General features: G+C 71.9%; 9 protein-coding genes. All 9 read left to right on the top strand.

Annotated features, from left to right (window positions below; all coding sequences use genetic code 11):
* Window positions 1-15 precede the first annotated feature (15 nt).
* Complete coding sequence (locus ABGB06_RS10615; RefSeq protein ID WP_347587708.1) at window positions 16-1,176, top strand: mandelate racemase/muconate lactonizing enzyme family protein; 1,161 nt, start codon at window positions 16-18, stop codon at window positions 1,174-1,176.
* Window positions 1,177-1,209: 33 nt separating this feature from the next.
* Window positions 1,210-2,232 carry an alcohol dehydrogenase catalytic domain-containing protein gene (locus tag ABGB06_RS10620; RefSeq protein ID WP_347587710.1) on the top strand — a complete coding sequence of 341 codons (1,023 nt, stop codon included), beginning with the start codon at window positions 1,210-1,212 and terminating at the stop codon, window positions 2,230-2,232.
* Window positions 2,233-2,290: 58 nt separating this feature from the next.
* Entirely contained in the window at window positions 2,291-3,394 is a 1,104-nt protein-coding gene (locus ABGB06_RS10625) for a hypothetical protein (protein WP_347587711.1), read from the top strand.
* Window positions 3,395-3,496: 102 nt separating this feature from the next.
* A complete protein-coding gene (gene chvE / locus ABGB06_RS10630; protein WP_347587713.1) occupies window positions 3,497-4,618 on the top strand; it encodes a multiple monosaccharide ABC transporter substrate-binding protein in 1,122 nt (373 codons plus the stop codon).
* A 41-nt stretch (window positions 4,619-4,659) separates the two neighbouring features.
* Window positions 4,660-6,354 carry a multiple monosaccharide ABC transporter ATP-binding protein gene (gene mmsA, locus ABGB06_RS10635; RefSeq protein ID WP_347587715.1) on the top strand — a complete coding sequence of 565 codons (1,695 nt, stop codon included), beginning with the start codon at window positions 4,660-4,662 and terminating at the stop codon, window positions 6,352-6,354.
* A 1-nt stretch (window position 6,355) separates the two neighbouring features.
* On the top strand, window positions 6,356-7,603 hold the full coding sequence (gene mmsB / locus ABGB06_RS10640; protein ID WP_347587717.1) for a multiple monosaccharide ABC transporter permease: 1,248 nt from the start codon (window positions 6,356-6,358) through the stop codon (window positions 7,601-7,603).
* 58 nt (window positions 7,604-7,661) lie between these two features.
* On the top strand, window positions 7,662-8,831 hold the full coding sequence (locus ABGB06_RS10645) for an aldose epimerase family protein (protein ID WP_347587719.1): 1,170 nt from the start codon (window positions 7,662-7,664) through the stop codon (window positions 8,829-8,831).
* A gap of 172 nt (window positions 8,832-9,003) precedes the next feature.
* Window positions 9,004-10,551 (top strand): methionine--tRNA ligase, encoded by a 1,548-nt coding sequence (locus ABGB06_RS10650; protein ID WP_347587721.1) that lies wholly within the window; start codon window positions 9,004-9,006, stop codon window positions 10,549-10,551.
* A gap of 72 nt (window positions 10,552-10,623) precedes the next feature.
* On the top strand, window positions 10,624-13,224 hold the full coding sequence (locus ABGB06_RS10655; protein WP_347587723.1) for an ATP-dependent Clp protease ATP-binding subunit: 2,601 nt from the start codon (window positions 10,624-10,626) through the stop codon (window positions 13,222-13,224).
* The last annotated feature ends 16 nt before the right edge of the window (window positions 13,225-13,240 follow it).

Consider the following 13,240-nt stretch of genomic DNA (forward strand, 5'->3'; position numbering starts at 1 on the left):
GGAGGGTTGGCTCCCGTGCGCATCACCGGAATCAGCACGCACGTCGTCGGTACGCCCTGGCGCAACCTCACCTACGTGCAGGTGCACACCGACGAGGGACTGACCGGCGTCGGCGAGACGCGGATGCTGGGGCACACCGACGCGCTTCTCGGCTACCTGCGTGAGGCGGAGGAGAACCACATCAAGGGCTCGGACCCGTTCGCCCTCGAGGACCTCGTGCGCCGCATGAAGTACGGCGACTTCGGGCGCGCCGGGGAGATCGTGATGTCGGGCATCGCCTGTGTGGAGATGGCCTGTTGGGACATCAAGGGCCAGGCGCTCGGGGTGCCGGTCTGGCAGCTGCTCGGCGGCCGGGCGAACGCCTCGGACAACCGGGTGAAGGCGTACGCCAACGGCTGGTACACCGTCGAGCGCACGCCCGAGGCGTTCCACAAGGCGGCGCAGGGCGTGGTGGAGCGCGGTTACCGGGCGCTGAAGCTGGACCCCTTCGGCACCGGCAGCTTCGAGCTGGACCACGCCGAGTCGCTGCGCTCGGTCTCGCTGGTGGAGGCGGTGCGCGACGCGATAGGCCCGGAGGCCGAGCTGCTGGTGGAGATGCACGGCCGGTTCAGCCCCGCCACCGCGATCCGGCTCGCCCGCGAGCTGGAGCGGTTCAACCCGTCCTGGCTGGAGGAGCCGGTCCCGCCGGAGAACCTCAAGGCGCTGGAGAAGGTGGCCGCGAAGACCACCCTGCCGATCGCCACCGGCGAGCGCATCCACGACCGGATCGAGTTCCGCGAGCTCTTCGAGTCGCAGGCCGTCGACATCATCCAGCCGGACCTCGGCCACCTCGGCGGCATCGGCGAGATGCGCAAGCTCGCGGCGACCGCCGAGACCCACTACATGATGGTCGCCCCGCACAACGTCGGCGGCTCGGTGCTCACCGCGGCCAGCCTCCAACTGGCGGGCTGCACGCCGAACTTCAAGATCCTGGAGCATTTCAACGACTTCGCGGACGCGGAGATCAAGCGCGTCGTCAGGAACGCGCCCGAGGTGGTCGACGGGTACTTCACGCTCTCCGAGGCCCCCGGACTCGGGGTCAGCCTGGACACCGACGCGGCGGCCGAGTTCCCGCAGCAGCGGGCCCACTTCGACCTCTGGGCCGAGGGCTGGGAGAAGCGTGAGGGCTCCAAGTGACCGTCCGGGGCGGTGCGACGTGGAGGGCCGGCCGTGACCGGGGGTGAGGCCCGGCGGGTGGTCGTGGACGAACCGGGGCGGCACCGGCTGGAGACCGGCGAGGTGCCGCGTCCCGGGCCCGGCGAGGTGCGGGTGGCGGTGCACGCCGCCGGCATCTGCGCCAGCGACCGCGAGCTGTACGACGGCACCAGGGCCGCGGGGTACGTGCGGTACCCGGTGACGCCCGGGCACGAGTGGTCGGGCACGGTGGACGCGGTCGGCGAGGGCGTCGACCCGGCGCTGGCCGGCCGCCGGACGGTCGGCGAGGGCTTCCGCGCCTGCCAGGTCTGCGCGCGCTGCCGCGCCGGCGAGACGAGCCTGTGCACCGCCGGGTACGAGGAGACCGGCTTCACCCAGCCGGGCGCCTTCGCCGACTACCTGGTGCTGCCGGCCCGGCTACTGCACCCGCTGGACGACGCCGCCGACCTGTCCGCCGCCGCGCTGCTGGAGCCGGCCGCGGTGGTGGCGGCCGCCGTGCTGCGGGCCGCCGCCCGGCCCACCGAGCGGATCGCGGTGGTCGGCGCCGGGACGCTGGGCCTGCTGGCGGTGCAGCTGCTGGCCGCCTCCTCCCCCGCCGAACTGCTGGCCGTCGACCCGCGCGCCCGGCCGCTGGCCCAGGCGACCGCGATGGGCGCCACCGACGCCGCCACCCCGGAGCAGGCCGGAGAGCTGCACGGCCGCTACGACCTGGTGGTGGAGACGGCGGGCGCGCCCGGCACCGCGCGCGACTCCTGCCTGCTGGCCCGCCGCGGCGGCCGGGTGGTGCTGACCGGGCTGCCCGAACCGGGCGCCCACGGCATCGACCCGGTGCACCTGGGGGTCAGCCAGCTCACCGTCACCAGCGTCTTCGGCGCGACGCCGGCCGCCTGGTCGTACGCCACCCGCGCGTTCGACGTCGGGCTGCTGCGCCCCGCCGCGTTGATCACCCACCGCCTGCCCCTCACCGCCTTCGCCACGGCGATCGAGCTCGTCGGTAGCGGAGAACCCGAGGTGGGCAAGGTTCTGATGATGCCTTAGCCAGGATGTGTCAAAAAATTGACCAAACGAAAACGTACGAAAACGAACCGCTAGACCTATGGTTCCAACAAACCCGAACGGAGCACCGCGCATCGTGTCTGAGTCCGACTCCGGAACACCCCGACGCCCGGGCGACGCAGCGCTCGCCTCGCTCGGCTACCCAGCCACGGCCGAAGACCCTACCGACGCGTCCACGCACACCTTCCCCGACGGGGGCACCTGGCGGACCGAGGTTCCGTCCGTCGAGGGTCCCGAGGCCCTGGCCACCGTCCTGAAGGAGGCGGCCTCGCTCGACGTGCCCGTGCACCGGATCAGCCAGGGCAGCGGCGTGTGGATGCTGACCGACGCCGAGATCACCGAGATGGTCGGCGCCTGCGCCCAGGCCGGCGTCGAGCTGTGCCTGTTCACCGGCCCGCGCGGCACCTGGGACATCGGCGCCGGCACCCGCACCTCCTCCGGCGGCGCGGGCCTGCGGGCCCGCGGGCACGCCGCGGTCGCCGGCTGCGTGGAGGACGCCGTGCGCGCCACCGAGCTCGGGGTGCGCTGCCTCCTGGTCGCCGACGAGGGCGTCCTGTGGCTGCTGCACCGGCTGCGCGCCGCCGGCACCCTGCCCGCCGACACCACCCTGAAGGTGTCCGCCCTGGTCGGCCCCGTGAACCCGGCATCGGTCTCGGTGCTGGAGCGGCTCGGCGCGGACTCGGTGAACATCCCCTCCGACCTGACCCTGGAGCACCTGACCGAGATCCGCCGGGTCAGCCGGGTGCCGCTCGACTTCTACCTGGAGGCCCCGGACGACCTCGGCGGCTACGTCCGGATGTACGAGATCGCCGAGCTGATCCGCCGTGGCTCCCCGATCTACCTGAAGTTCGGCCTCAGCAAGGCGCCGGCCATCTACCCGTACGGCGCGCACCTCCGCGACGTCACCCTGGACACCGCCAGGGAGCGGGTGCGCCGCGGCCGGTTGGCCCTGGACCTGCTGACCCGGCTCGGCGCCCACACCGGAATGGCCAAGCTAGGCTCTCGCCTGCCCGGGGAGCTGAACCGTTTCCCCGCGGACGAGCCCAGCGCGGCGACGCCGCGGACGGCCGCTGCACCACCAGCACCGCCAGCACAACCCGCACAGCCGGGTTCCGTGCCCGTCACACCCGGCTCCACCTCTTGAACCTCCTGATGTCAGTACCACCAGCACAGCCCGCACGACCGGGGATCGCGTCCGTCACCCCCGGATTACCTCTTGACCACTGATCGAAAGGTCGTGACCACCATGTTCCGTCCTCGAGTCGCCGCCCGCGCCAGCGCCGCCGTGGCCGCCGCCCTCGCCATCTCCCTCACTGCCACCGCGTGCGGCCAGGATTCCGAGGGCGGTTCGGAGAACAACAACGGCGGCGGGGAGGAAGGCGGCACCGTCGGCATCGCCATGCCCACCAGGTCCTCGGAGCGCTGGATAGCCGACGGCGAGAACATGGTGCGGCAGTTCGAGGAGGCCGGCTACGAGACGGACCTCCAGTACGGCGAGAACCAGATCGAGGACCAGATCAGCCAGATCGAGAACATGATCTCGGGCGGCGTGAACCTGCTGGTGGTGGCCGCGATCGACGGCGCCTCGCTCGGCAACGTGCTGCAACAGGCGGCCGACGCCGACATCCCGGTCGTCTCCTACGACCGGCTGCTGATGGACACCGAGAACGTCAACTGCTACGCCACGTTCGACAACGAGAAGGTCGGCCAGCTCCAGGCGCAGTACATCGTGGACTCGCTCGGCCTGGAGGAGAACCCGGACGAGTCGTTCAACATCGAGCTCTTCGCCGGCGACCCCGACGACAACAACACCAGGTACTTCTTCCAGGGCGCCATGGACGTCCTCCAGCCCTACCTGGACAGCGGCCAGCTGGTGGTGCGCAGCGGGCAGACCGATCTGAACCAGGTCACCACCATCCGCTGGGACGGGGCCACCGCCCAGGACCGCATGGACGACCTGCTGACCTCGGACTACCGCACCGAGCGGCTCGACGCGGTGCTGTCGCCGTACGACGGCATCTCCCTCGGCGTCCTCGCCGCGGTCAAGGCCGTCGACTACGGTTCCGAGTCGCAGCCGTTCCCGATCATCACCGGGCAGGACGCCGAGGTCGCCTCGGTGAAGTCGATCATCGCCGGCGAGCAGACCCAGACGGTCTTCAAGGACACCCGCGACCTGGCCGCCCAGGCGGTGGACATGGGTGAGGCCCTGCTCAACGGCGAGGAGTGCGAGGCCAACGACACCGAGACCTACGACAACAACGTCAAGGTCGTGCCGTCCTACCTGCTGGAGCCGGTCAGCGTCGACGCCGACAACTATCAGCTCCTGATCGACGAGGGCTACTACACCGAGGAAGACCTCGAGAGCTGACGGCGATCGCCGCGACGAGCTACCACGGGAGCGCTTGAGCCATGGCACAGGCACAGACACCGGTCGAGCACGTCCTCGACATGCGCCGCATCACCAAGACCTTCCCTGGTGTGAAGGCCCTGGACGGCGTCAGCATGGCCGTGCGGCCCGCTGAGATCCACGCCATCTGCGGCGAGAACGGCGCGGGCAAGTCCACGCTGATGAAGGTGCTCAGCGGTGTCCATCCGCACGGCTCGTACCAGGGAGAGATCCTCTTCCAGGGCGAGCCGTGCCACTTCAGGGACATCCGGGCCAGCGAACGACGCGGGATCGTCATCATCCACCAGGAGCTGGCCCTGGTCCCGCAGCTGTCCATCGCCGAGAACATCTTCCTGGGCAACGAGCGGGCCGGCCGCACCGGGCTGATCAGCTGGTCCACCACGCTGATGGAGACCGAGCGGCTGCTGAAGCGGGTCGGCCTGGTCGGCGAACGCCCGCAGACGAAGATCTCCGAACTCGGGGTCGGCAAGCAGCAGCTGGTGGAGATCGCCAAGGCGCTCGCCAAGGAGGTGAAGCTGCTCATCCTCGACGAGCCGACCGCGGCGCTCAACGACTCGGACAGCCGCAAGCTGCTCGACCTGGTGACCGAGTTCCGGGACCACGGGATCTCCTGCATCCTCATCTCGCACAAGCTCAACGAGGTGCTGCAGGTGGCGGACGCCGTAACGATTCTGCGGGACGGCCAGACCATCGAGACGCTGCAGATCCGCGAGGAGGCGGGCCAGCCGCCGCAGGTCTCCGAGGACCGGCTGATCCGCGGCATGGTCGGACGGGAGCTGACGCAGTACTTCCCCGAGCGCACCCCGTACGAGGGGGAGCGCGCCGGACAGGTCGCGCTCTCGGTGACCGACTGGACCGTGCGGCACCCCCTGGACAGCACGCGCCGGGTGGTGGACTCGGTCTCCTTCGAGGTCCGGCACGGCGAGATCCTCGGCATCGCCGGACTGATGGGCGCCGGCCGCACCGAACTGGCGATGAGCCTGTTCGGCCGTTCCTGGGGCCGGTACGAGCGCGGCCGGGTCGCCCTGCACGGCAGGGAGATCTCCACCCGGACCGTGGCCGAGGCGGTGAAGCACGGCATCGCGTACGTCACCGAGGACCGCAAGACGTACGGGCTGAACCTCATCGACACCATCAGCCGCAACATCTCGCTGGCCGCCCTGCCCCGGGTGGCCAGGCGGGGGGTCGTGGACGAGCACGCGGAGACCAGGGTCGCGGAGCGGTTCCGCGCCTCGATGAACATCAAGGCGCCCACGGTGTTCGAGCAGACCGGGCGGCTGTCCGGCGGCAACCAGCAGAAGGTCGTGCTCAGCCGCTGGATCAACGCCGAACCCGAGGTGCTGATCCTGGACGAGCCGACCCGCGGCATCGACGTGGGCGCCAAGTCCGAGATCTACCAGGTGATCGACAAGCTGGCCGCCGAGGGCAAGGCGGTCGTGCTCATCTCCTCGGAGCTGCCCGAACTTCTGGGCCTGTGCGACCGCATCTGCACCATGGCCGCCGGCCGGATGACCGGTGTGCTGAGCCGCTCCGAGGCGGACCAGGAGTCGCTGCTGCGGCTCATGACCATGACCCGCAACGGCAACGGCAACGGCATCGGCAACGGCGCCGACCGGCGCGGCGAAGGCGGGGAACACGACGAGCCACAGGACGAGCGCCCGTCGTCGACACGCACCAGCGGAACGGGAGAGGGCTGAAATGGAGCAGGTCACCCTGGGCAAGGCCGAGGCCGGTGGCCCGTCCTCGGGCCGCGGGCCCACGGGCGAGCCGCACGGGACCGTCGGTGTGATGCTGCGCAGCCTGCGCACCAACATGCGGCAGTACGGCATGCTGATCGCCCTGACGCTGCTGGTGATCGTCTTCCAGGTCTGGAGTGACGGCGAACTGCTGCTGCCCCGCAACGTCAGCAACATCATCCAGCAGAACGGCTACATCCTGATCCTGGCGATCGGCATGATGATCGTCATCATCAACGGGCATATCGACCTGTCGGTGGGCTCGATCGCCGGTTTCTGCGGAGCGGCCGCCGGCGTGATGATGGTCGATCACGACATGTCCTGGCAGCTGGCGTTCTTCTTCGCGCTGCTGATCGGCGCGGTGGTCGGCGCCTGGCAGGGCTTCTGGATCGCCTACGTCGGCATACCGTCGTTCATCGTCACCCTCGCCGGCATGTTGTTGTTCCGCGGCGCCACCCGAATACTCCTGGGCGGCGAGTCGCTCTCCCCGTTCCCCGCCGGGTTCAACGACATCAGTCAGGGCTTCCTCCCGGAGACCGGCCCGGAGACGAACTACCACAACCTCACCGTGCTGCTCGGCGTGATCGTCTGCGCCGTCGCGGTCTTCCAGGAGTGGCGCCGGCGCCAGCAGCAGCGGTTCTACGAGCTCCAGGTGCTGCCGTTCAAGCTCTTCGTGCTCAAGTGCGCCGCGCTCGTGGCCGCGGTGATGGCGTTCACGATGACCCTCGCCAGCTACCGGGGCGCGCCCGTCGTGCTGTTGATCCTCGGCGGTCTGTTGATCATCATGGGCTTCGTGATGCGTAACTCCATCATCGGACGCCACGTCTACGCCCTCGGCGGCAACCGCCAGGCGGCCCAGCTCTCCGGCGTGAAGGACCAGCGGGTCACCTTCCTGGTGTTCGTCAACATGGGCGTGCTGGCCGCGCTCGCGGGCTGCGTCTTCACCGCGCGGCTCGGCGTCGCGACGACCGGCGCCGGCGAGCTGTTCGAGCTGGAGGCCATCGCGGCCGCGTTCATCGGCGGTGCCTCGATGAGCGGCGGCGTCGGCACCGTGCTCGGCGCCGTCATCGGCGGTCTCGTGCTCGGCGTGCTCGACAACGGCATGTCGCTGGTCGGCGTCGGCGAGGACTGGCAGCAGGTCATCAAGGGCCTGGTGCTGCTCGCCGCGGTGGCCTTCGACATCTGGAACAAGCGCCGGGCCACCACCTGACACCCAGTACCACCGTTCCACCCTCCCCTTGCCCCACCCCAGAAGGAGCGGTACCACCATGTCCACCAGCAGAAGAGCCGTCATAGCCAGCGCCGCGGCGGCGGGCCTGACCGCCGCCGCGGCGGGAGCCGCCCACGCGAGCGGCGCCAGCGCGGGCCGCGCCAACGCGCAGCCGCCGCGCAGCGAACGCTTCGGCGTCCTGGCAGACGGCACCGAGGTCCAGCGCTGGATCCTCAGCAACGGCGGCACCCGGCTGAAGGTGCTGAGCTACGGCGGCATCGTGCAGTCCCTGGAGCTGCCCGACCGGGAGGGCACGTACACCAACGTGTCGCTCGGCTTCGACCAGCTCTCCTCCTACGTCAAGGACTCGCCCTACTTCGGCGCCCTCATCGGCCGGTACGGCAACCGGATCGCCAACGGCCGCTTCACCCTGGACGGCACCGAGTACCAGCTGCCGGTCAACGACGGCCCGAACAGCCTGCACGGCGGCGACCAGGGCTTCGACAAGCGGGTGTGGGAGGTGACCCCCTTCACCAGCGGCGACGACGTCGGCCTGACCCTGCGCTACAGCAGCCCGGACGGCGAGATGGGCTACCCCGGCACGCTCGACACGAAGGTGGTCTACACGCTCACCAGGCAGGGCGACTTCCGCATCGACTACGAGGCCACCACCGACGCCCCCACGGTCGTCAACCTCACCAGCCACATCTACTTCAACCTCGCCGGGGAGGGCAACGGCAGCATCTCCGACCACTGGCTGCGCATCGCCGCCTCGAACTACACCCCGGTCAACCCGACCCTGATCCCGACCGGTCGGATCACCAAGGTCGCCGGCAGCCCGTTCGACTTCCGCGAGGGCAAGTCGGTCGGCCGGGACATCCGGATCGCCCACGCCCAGCTGCTGCGCGGCCAGGGCTTCGACCACAACTTCGTCCTCGACAAGGGGATCACGGCGCAGCCGGAGCACGTCGCCACCCTGTTCGAGCCGGAGTCGGGCCGCCGGATGGAGGTCGCCACCACCGAGCCGGGCCTGCAGTTCTACAGCGGCAACTTCCTCGACGGCACGCTGGTCGGCAGCCGCGGCCGGGTCTACCGGCAGGGCGACGCCCTGTGCCTGGAGACCCAGCACTTCCCCGACTCCCCCAACCAGCCGGGCTTCCCCACCACCGTGCTGCGCCCGGGCGAGACGTACCGCTCCAGCACCGTCCACACCTTCTCCACCCGCTGACGGCAGCACCCCGCAGCACCCCGCAGTACCCCGCACGCCCCGCGACGGCCGCTCCCGGCCGGCGCGGGGCGTGCCCCGTCCGGGACCGCCCCCACCCCACGGCGAAACGCGCGAGCGACCGGTCAGGGGCCTTCGTTAGACTGGGCGTCCGGCACGGATTCCCGAGGAGATCATGTCCGCCACCGCCTTCGTCTCCACCACGATTCCCTACGTCAACGCACGCCCGCATCTGGGTCACGCGTTCGAGTACCTGCAGGCGGACGCGTTCGCTCGACACATGGCGATGCGCGGGCGGGATGTCTACTTCCTCAGCGGCTCCGACGAGAACAGCCTGAAGAACGTCCTGGCCGCCGAGAAGGAAGGCATCACGGCCCGGGAGCTCGTCGACCGGAACGTCACGTACTTCGAGCAGCTGATCGACGCGCTCGGCCTCGACCTGTCCGGTTTCGTCCGCACCAGCTCGGACCCCGACCACCTGGCGGGCGCCACCGAGATCTGGCGGCGGATGGACGAGAAGGGCGACATCTACGCCAAGGACTACGAGGGCCTGTACTGCGTCGGCTGCGAGCAGTTCTACAGCCCCTCCGAGCTGGTCGACGGCAAGTGCCCCGAGCACAACGTGCCGCCCGAGGTGATCAGCGAGCACAACTACTTCTTCCGGCTCTCCCGGTACGCCGACCAGCTGGTCGAGGAGCTGGAGTCGGGCCGGCTGCGCGTCGTGCCCGAGACCCGGCTGAACGAGACGCTGGGCTTCATCCGCTCGGGGCTCGCCGACATCAGCGTCTCCCGGTCCACCGACCGCGCCCGCGGCTGGGGCATCCCGGTGCCCGGCGACGACGGCCAGGTGATGTACGTCTGGATCGACGCGCTGACGAACTACATCAACGCGCTGGGCTGGACCCACGGCGACGAGCGGTACAAGCGGTACTGGGAGGCCGCCGACAAGCGCACGCACGTGCTCGGCAAGGGCGTGCTGCGTTTCCACGCGGTGTACTGGCCGGCGATGCTGCTCTCCGCCGGACTGCCGCTGCCGACCGAGGTCGTGGTCCACGGGTACATCACCAACCTGGGCCAGAAGCTCAGCAAGTCCACGGGCAACGTGGTGGAGCCGATGGGCCTGGTGGACCGGTACGGCCAGGACGCCGTCCGGTACTACCTGCTCGCCGACTTCTCCCCGTTCGGGGACGGCGACTTCAGCGAGGAGCGGCTCGCCTCCCGGTACAACACCGACCTGGCCAACGGGCTGGGGAACCTGGTCAGCCGGGTCACCTCGATGACCGTCAGGTACCGGGACGGCGTGACGCCGCCGGTGCGCGTCACCGAGGAGCCCGAGCGGCAGGTCACCGAGCTCCGGGAGGCCGTGGCCAGGGAGGCCGCCGAGGCCATGGACCGGTACGACCACCGGCAGGCGCTGGCCCGGATCTGGGACCTGGTGCGCCGGGTGAACGCGTACGTGGACGAGCGGGCGCCCTGGCACCTGGCCAAGGCCGCGGACGGCGGCGACGAGGCGGCGGGACAGCTGCTCGACACCGTACTGCGCACGGTGCTGGAGGCGGTCCGCGACCTCGGCATCCTGCTGCGCCCGTACGTGCCCGGGGCCAGCGCCCGGATCCTGGAGGCGATCGGGGAGCCGGCGGACGCGACCGCCGACGCGCTCGCCGACCTGACGGGCCGCACGCTGGCGAAGAGCCCGCCGCTCTTCCCGCGCCTGGAGTCCTGACAGCGAGCTCCGCCCCTTTTGCACCCTCCGCTCCCGTTTGCGGAGGGTGCCCGGCATTGGTCTAGTAGAGGGATGACCATGTCGCCCTTCGGGCCGTCGCCCGACCCCTTCTCGGAGCTGCTCGACCGCTTCTTCGGGATGTCGCCGGCGGCCTCGCCGCCCGCCGTGCAGCGGGTGCCGACGGGGCGGCTGCTGTCGGACGCCGCGCGGGACCTGATCTCCCGCGCCTCCGAGCGCGCCGCCGCCGGCGGCGGGGTGGACCTGGGCACCGAGCACCTGTTGTGGGCCGCGACCTCGGTCGAGCCCTCGCGCGGCCTGCTCGCCGCCGCCGGGGCCGATCCGGAGGGACTGGCCGCCGACATCGCCGCCGCGCTACCCGGGGGCGGTCCCCCGCCGGCCGGTGAGCCCGGGCTCACCCCGGCCGCGAAGCGCACGCTGACCGCCGCACACGCCCGCTCCGGCACGTCGGGGGTCTCCTACATCGGCCCCGAGCACATCCTCGGCGCCCTGCTCGACGACCCCGACTCGGGCGCCGGGCGGATGCTCCGGCAGGCCCACCTGGACACCGGGCAGCTGTCCGGCGCCCGCCGGCACGCGGGGTCGCCGGAGTTCCCGGAGTTCCCGGAGTTCCCGGAGACGTCCTCGGGCCCGGAGCCTCTCCCGGGCCCCTGGGGGCCCGGGAGCTACCCCCTGGGATCGCGCCCGCCGAGCGCCACCCCGACGCTGGACCGGTACGGCCGCGACCTCACCGCCGAGGCGCGGACCGGCCGGCTCGACCCGGTGGTGGGCCGGGCGGCGGAGATCGAGCAGACCATCGAGATCCTCGGCCGGCGCACCCGGAACAACCCGGCCCTGGTCGGCGAGCCCGGCGTCGGCCGGACCGCCGTCGTCGCCGGGCTCGCACAGCGCATCGTGTCGGGCGACGTGCCGGAGCCGCTGGCCGGGCGGCGCGTCGTCGCCCTCGACCTGCCGGGGCTGGTGGCCGGCGCCCGGCACCGGGGCGAGCTGGAGGAGCGGCTGCGGGCGGTCGTGGCGGAGACCGCCGCCGACGGCCCGGCCGCGCCCGGGGTGCTGCTCTTCGTGGACGCGCTGGCCACGGCGGTCGGCGCGGTGGATCCGGCGGATGCGGCCGAGGCGGCGGGCGCGCCGGGACGCCTCGCCGGGCCTCAGGGGTTCGGCGGGGAGATCCTCGGCCCGGCGCTGGCCCGGGGCGAGCTGCGGGTCATCGGCGCCATCACCCCGGGCGCGTACCGCCGGCACGTGGCGGCGGACCCGGCCCTGGAGCGGCGGTTCCAGCCGGTGCCCGTCGCCGAGCCCGACGTCGCCGGCACGGTGCGGATCCTGACCGGGCTCAGGGACGCGTACGAGGCGCACCACCAGGTCAGGTTCGCCGACGAGGCGCTGACCGCGGCGGCCCGGCTGGCCGACCGTTATCTGGTCGACCGGCGGCTGCCCGACAAGGCGATCGACCTGCTCGACCAGGCCGGCGCGCGGGTCCGGCTGGCCGCCCAGGCCCGCACCGGCGAGGACGCGCGGCGGCGGGAGCGGCTCGCGCAGCTGAACCGGGAGAAGGACCAGGCGATCGCGGGCGAGGAGTACGAGCGAGCCGCCGATCTCCGGAAGCTGATCGGGGAGTTGGAGGACGAACGGGCGCCCGCCGAGGACGGCGGGGCGGCGGTGACCACGGTCACCGCGGCCGCCGTCGCCGAGGTGGTCGCCCGGCGCACCGGCATCCCGGTCCCCCAGCTCGTCGAGAGCGACCGGGACCGGCTGCTCAAGCTGGGGCACGCGCTGCGCGAACGGGTGGTCGGCCAGGAGGAGGCGGTGGCCGCGGTCGCGGAGGCGCTGCGGCGCAACGGGGCGGGCATGGTCGCACCCGGGCGCCCGGCCGCCGCGTTCCTCTTCCTCGGCCCGGCCGGCGTCGGCCGGGCCGAGCTGGCCAGGGCGCTGGCCGAGGTGCTGTACGGCAGCGCGGACCGGCTGACCCGGTTCGGCGCCGACGAGCTCCAGGGACCCGAGGCGGTGGCCCGGATGGCCTGGACGGTGAGCCGGCAGCCGCACGGCGTGCTGCTGCTCGACGGGATCGAGCGGGCGCATCCGGAGGTCGTCCGGGCCCTGCTCCGGGTCCTGGACGGCGCTCCCCTCCCCCAGCGCGACGGCGGCGCGGCGAACGCGCGCGGCGTGGTGCTGGTGGTGACCAGCACGCTCGACCCGGCGGATCTCGGCGGTACCGCCGGGGCGGGAGGGGCGGAGGCACTGGCCGGGGTGGCCGGCCTGGCGGCGCTGCGGGAACGGGTGGACGAGACGGTCGTCTTCCACCGTCTCCGCCCCGACGAGCTGGACCGGGTGGTGGCGCTGCTGCTGCGGCCCAGCGAGCAACGGGTACGGGAGCGGGGCATGCGCCTGGACGTCACGCCGGCCGCCCGCCGGCTGCTCGCCGAGCACGGCCACCGCGCGGAGACCGGCGCCCGACCGCTGAGCCGCGCCATCCACCAGGAACTGGACGGCCGGATCGCCGCGTTGCTGCTGGCCGACGGGGCACGGGTGGGCGACACGATCATCGCCGACGTCAGCGACGGAGAACTGGTCTGCGCGATCGGGGGCGGCGCCGACGACACGACGAACCAGGCGGAGGCCGACGCCGAAGCCGAGGGCTGGCCCCCCGCGGCGTAGACCAGGCGGCGGCTGG

The sequence above is a fragment of the Streptomyces sp. B6B3 genome, assembly GCF_039871525.1.
Taxonomy (GTDB): Bacteria; Actinomycetota; Actinomycetes; order Streptomycetales; family Streptomycetaceae; genus Streptomyces.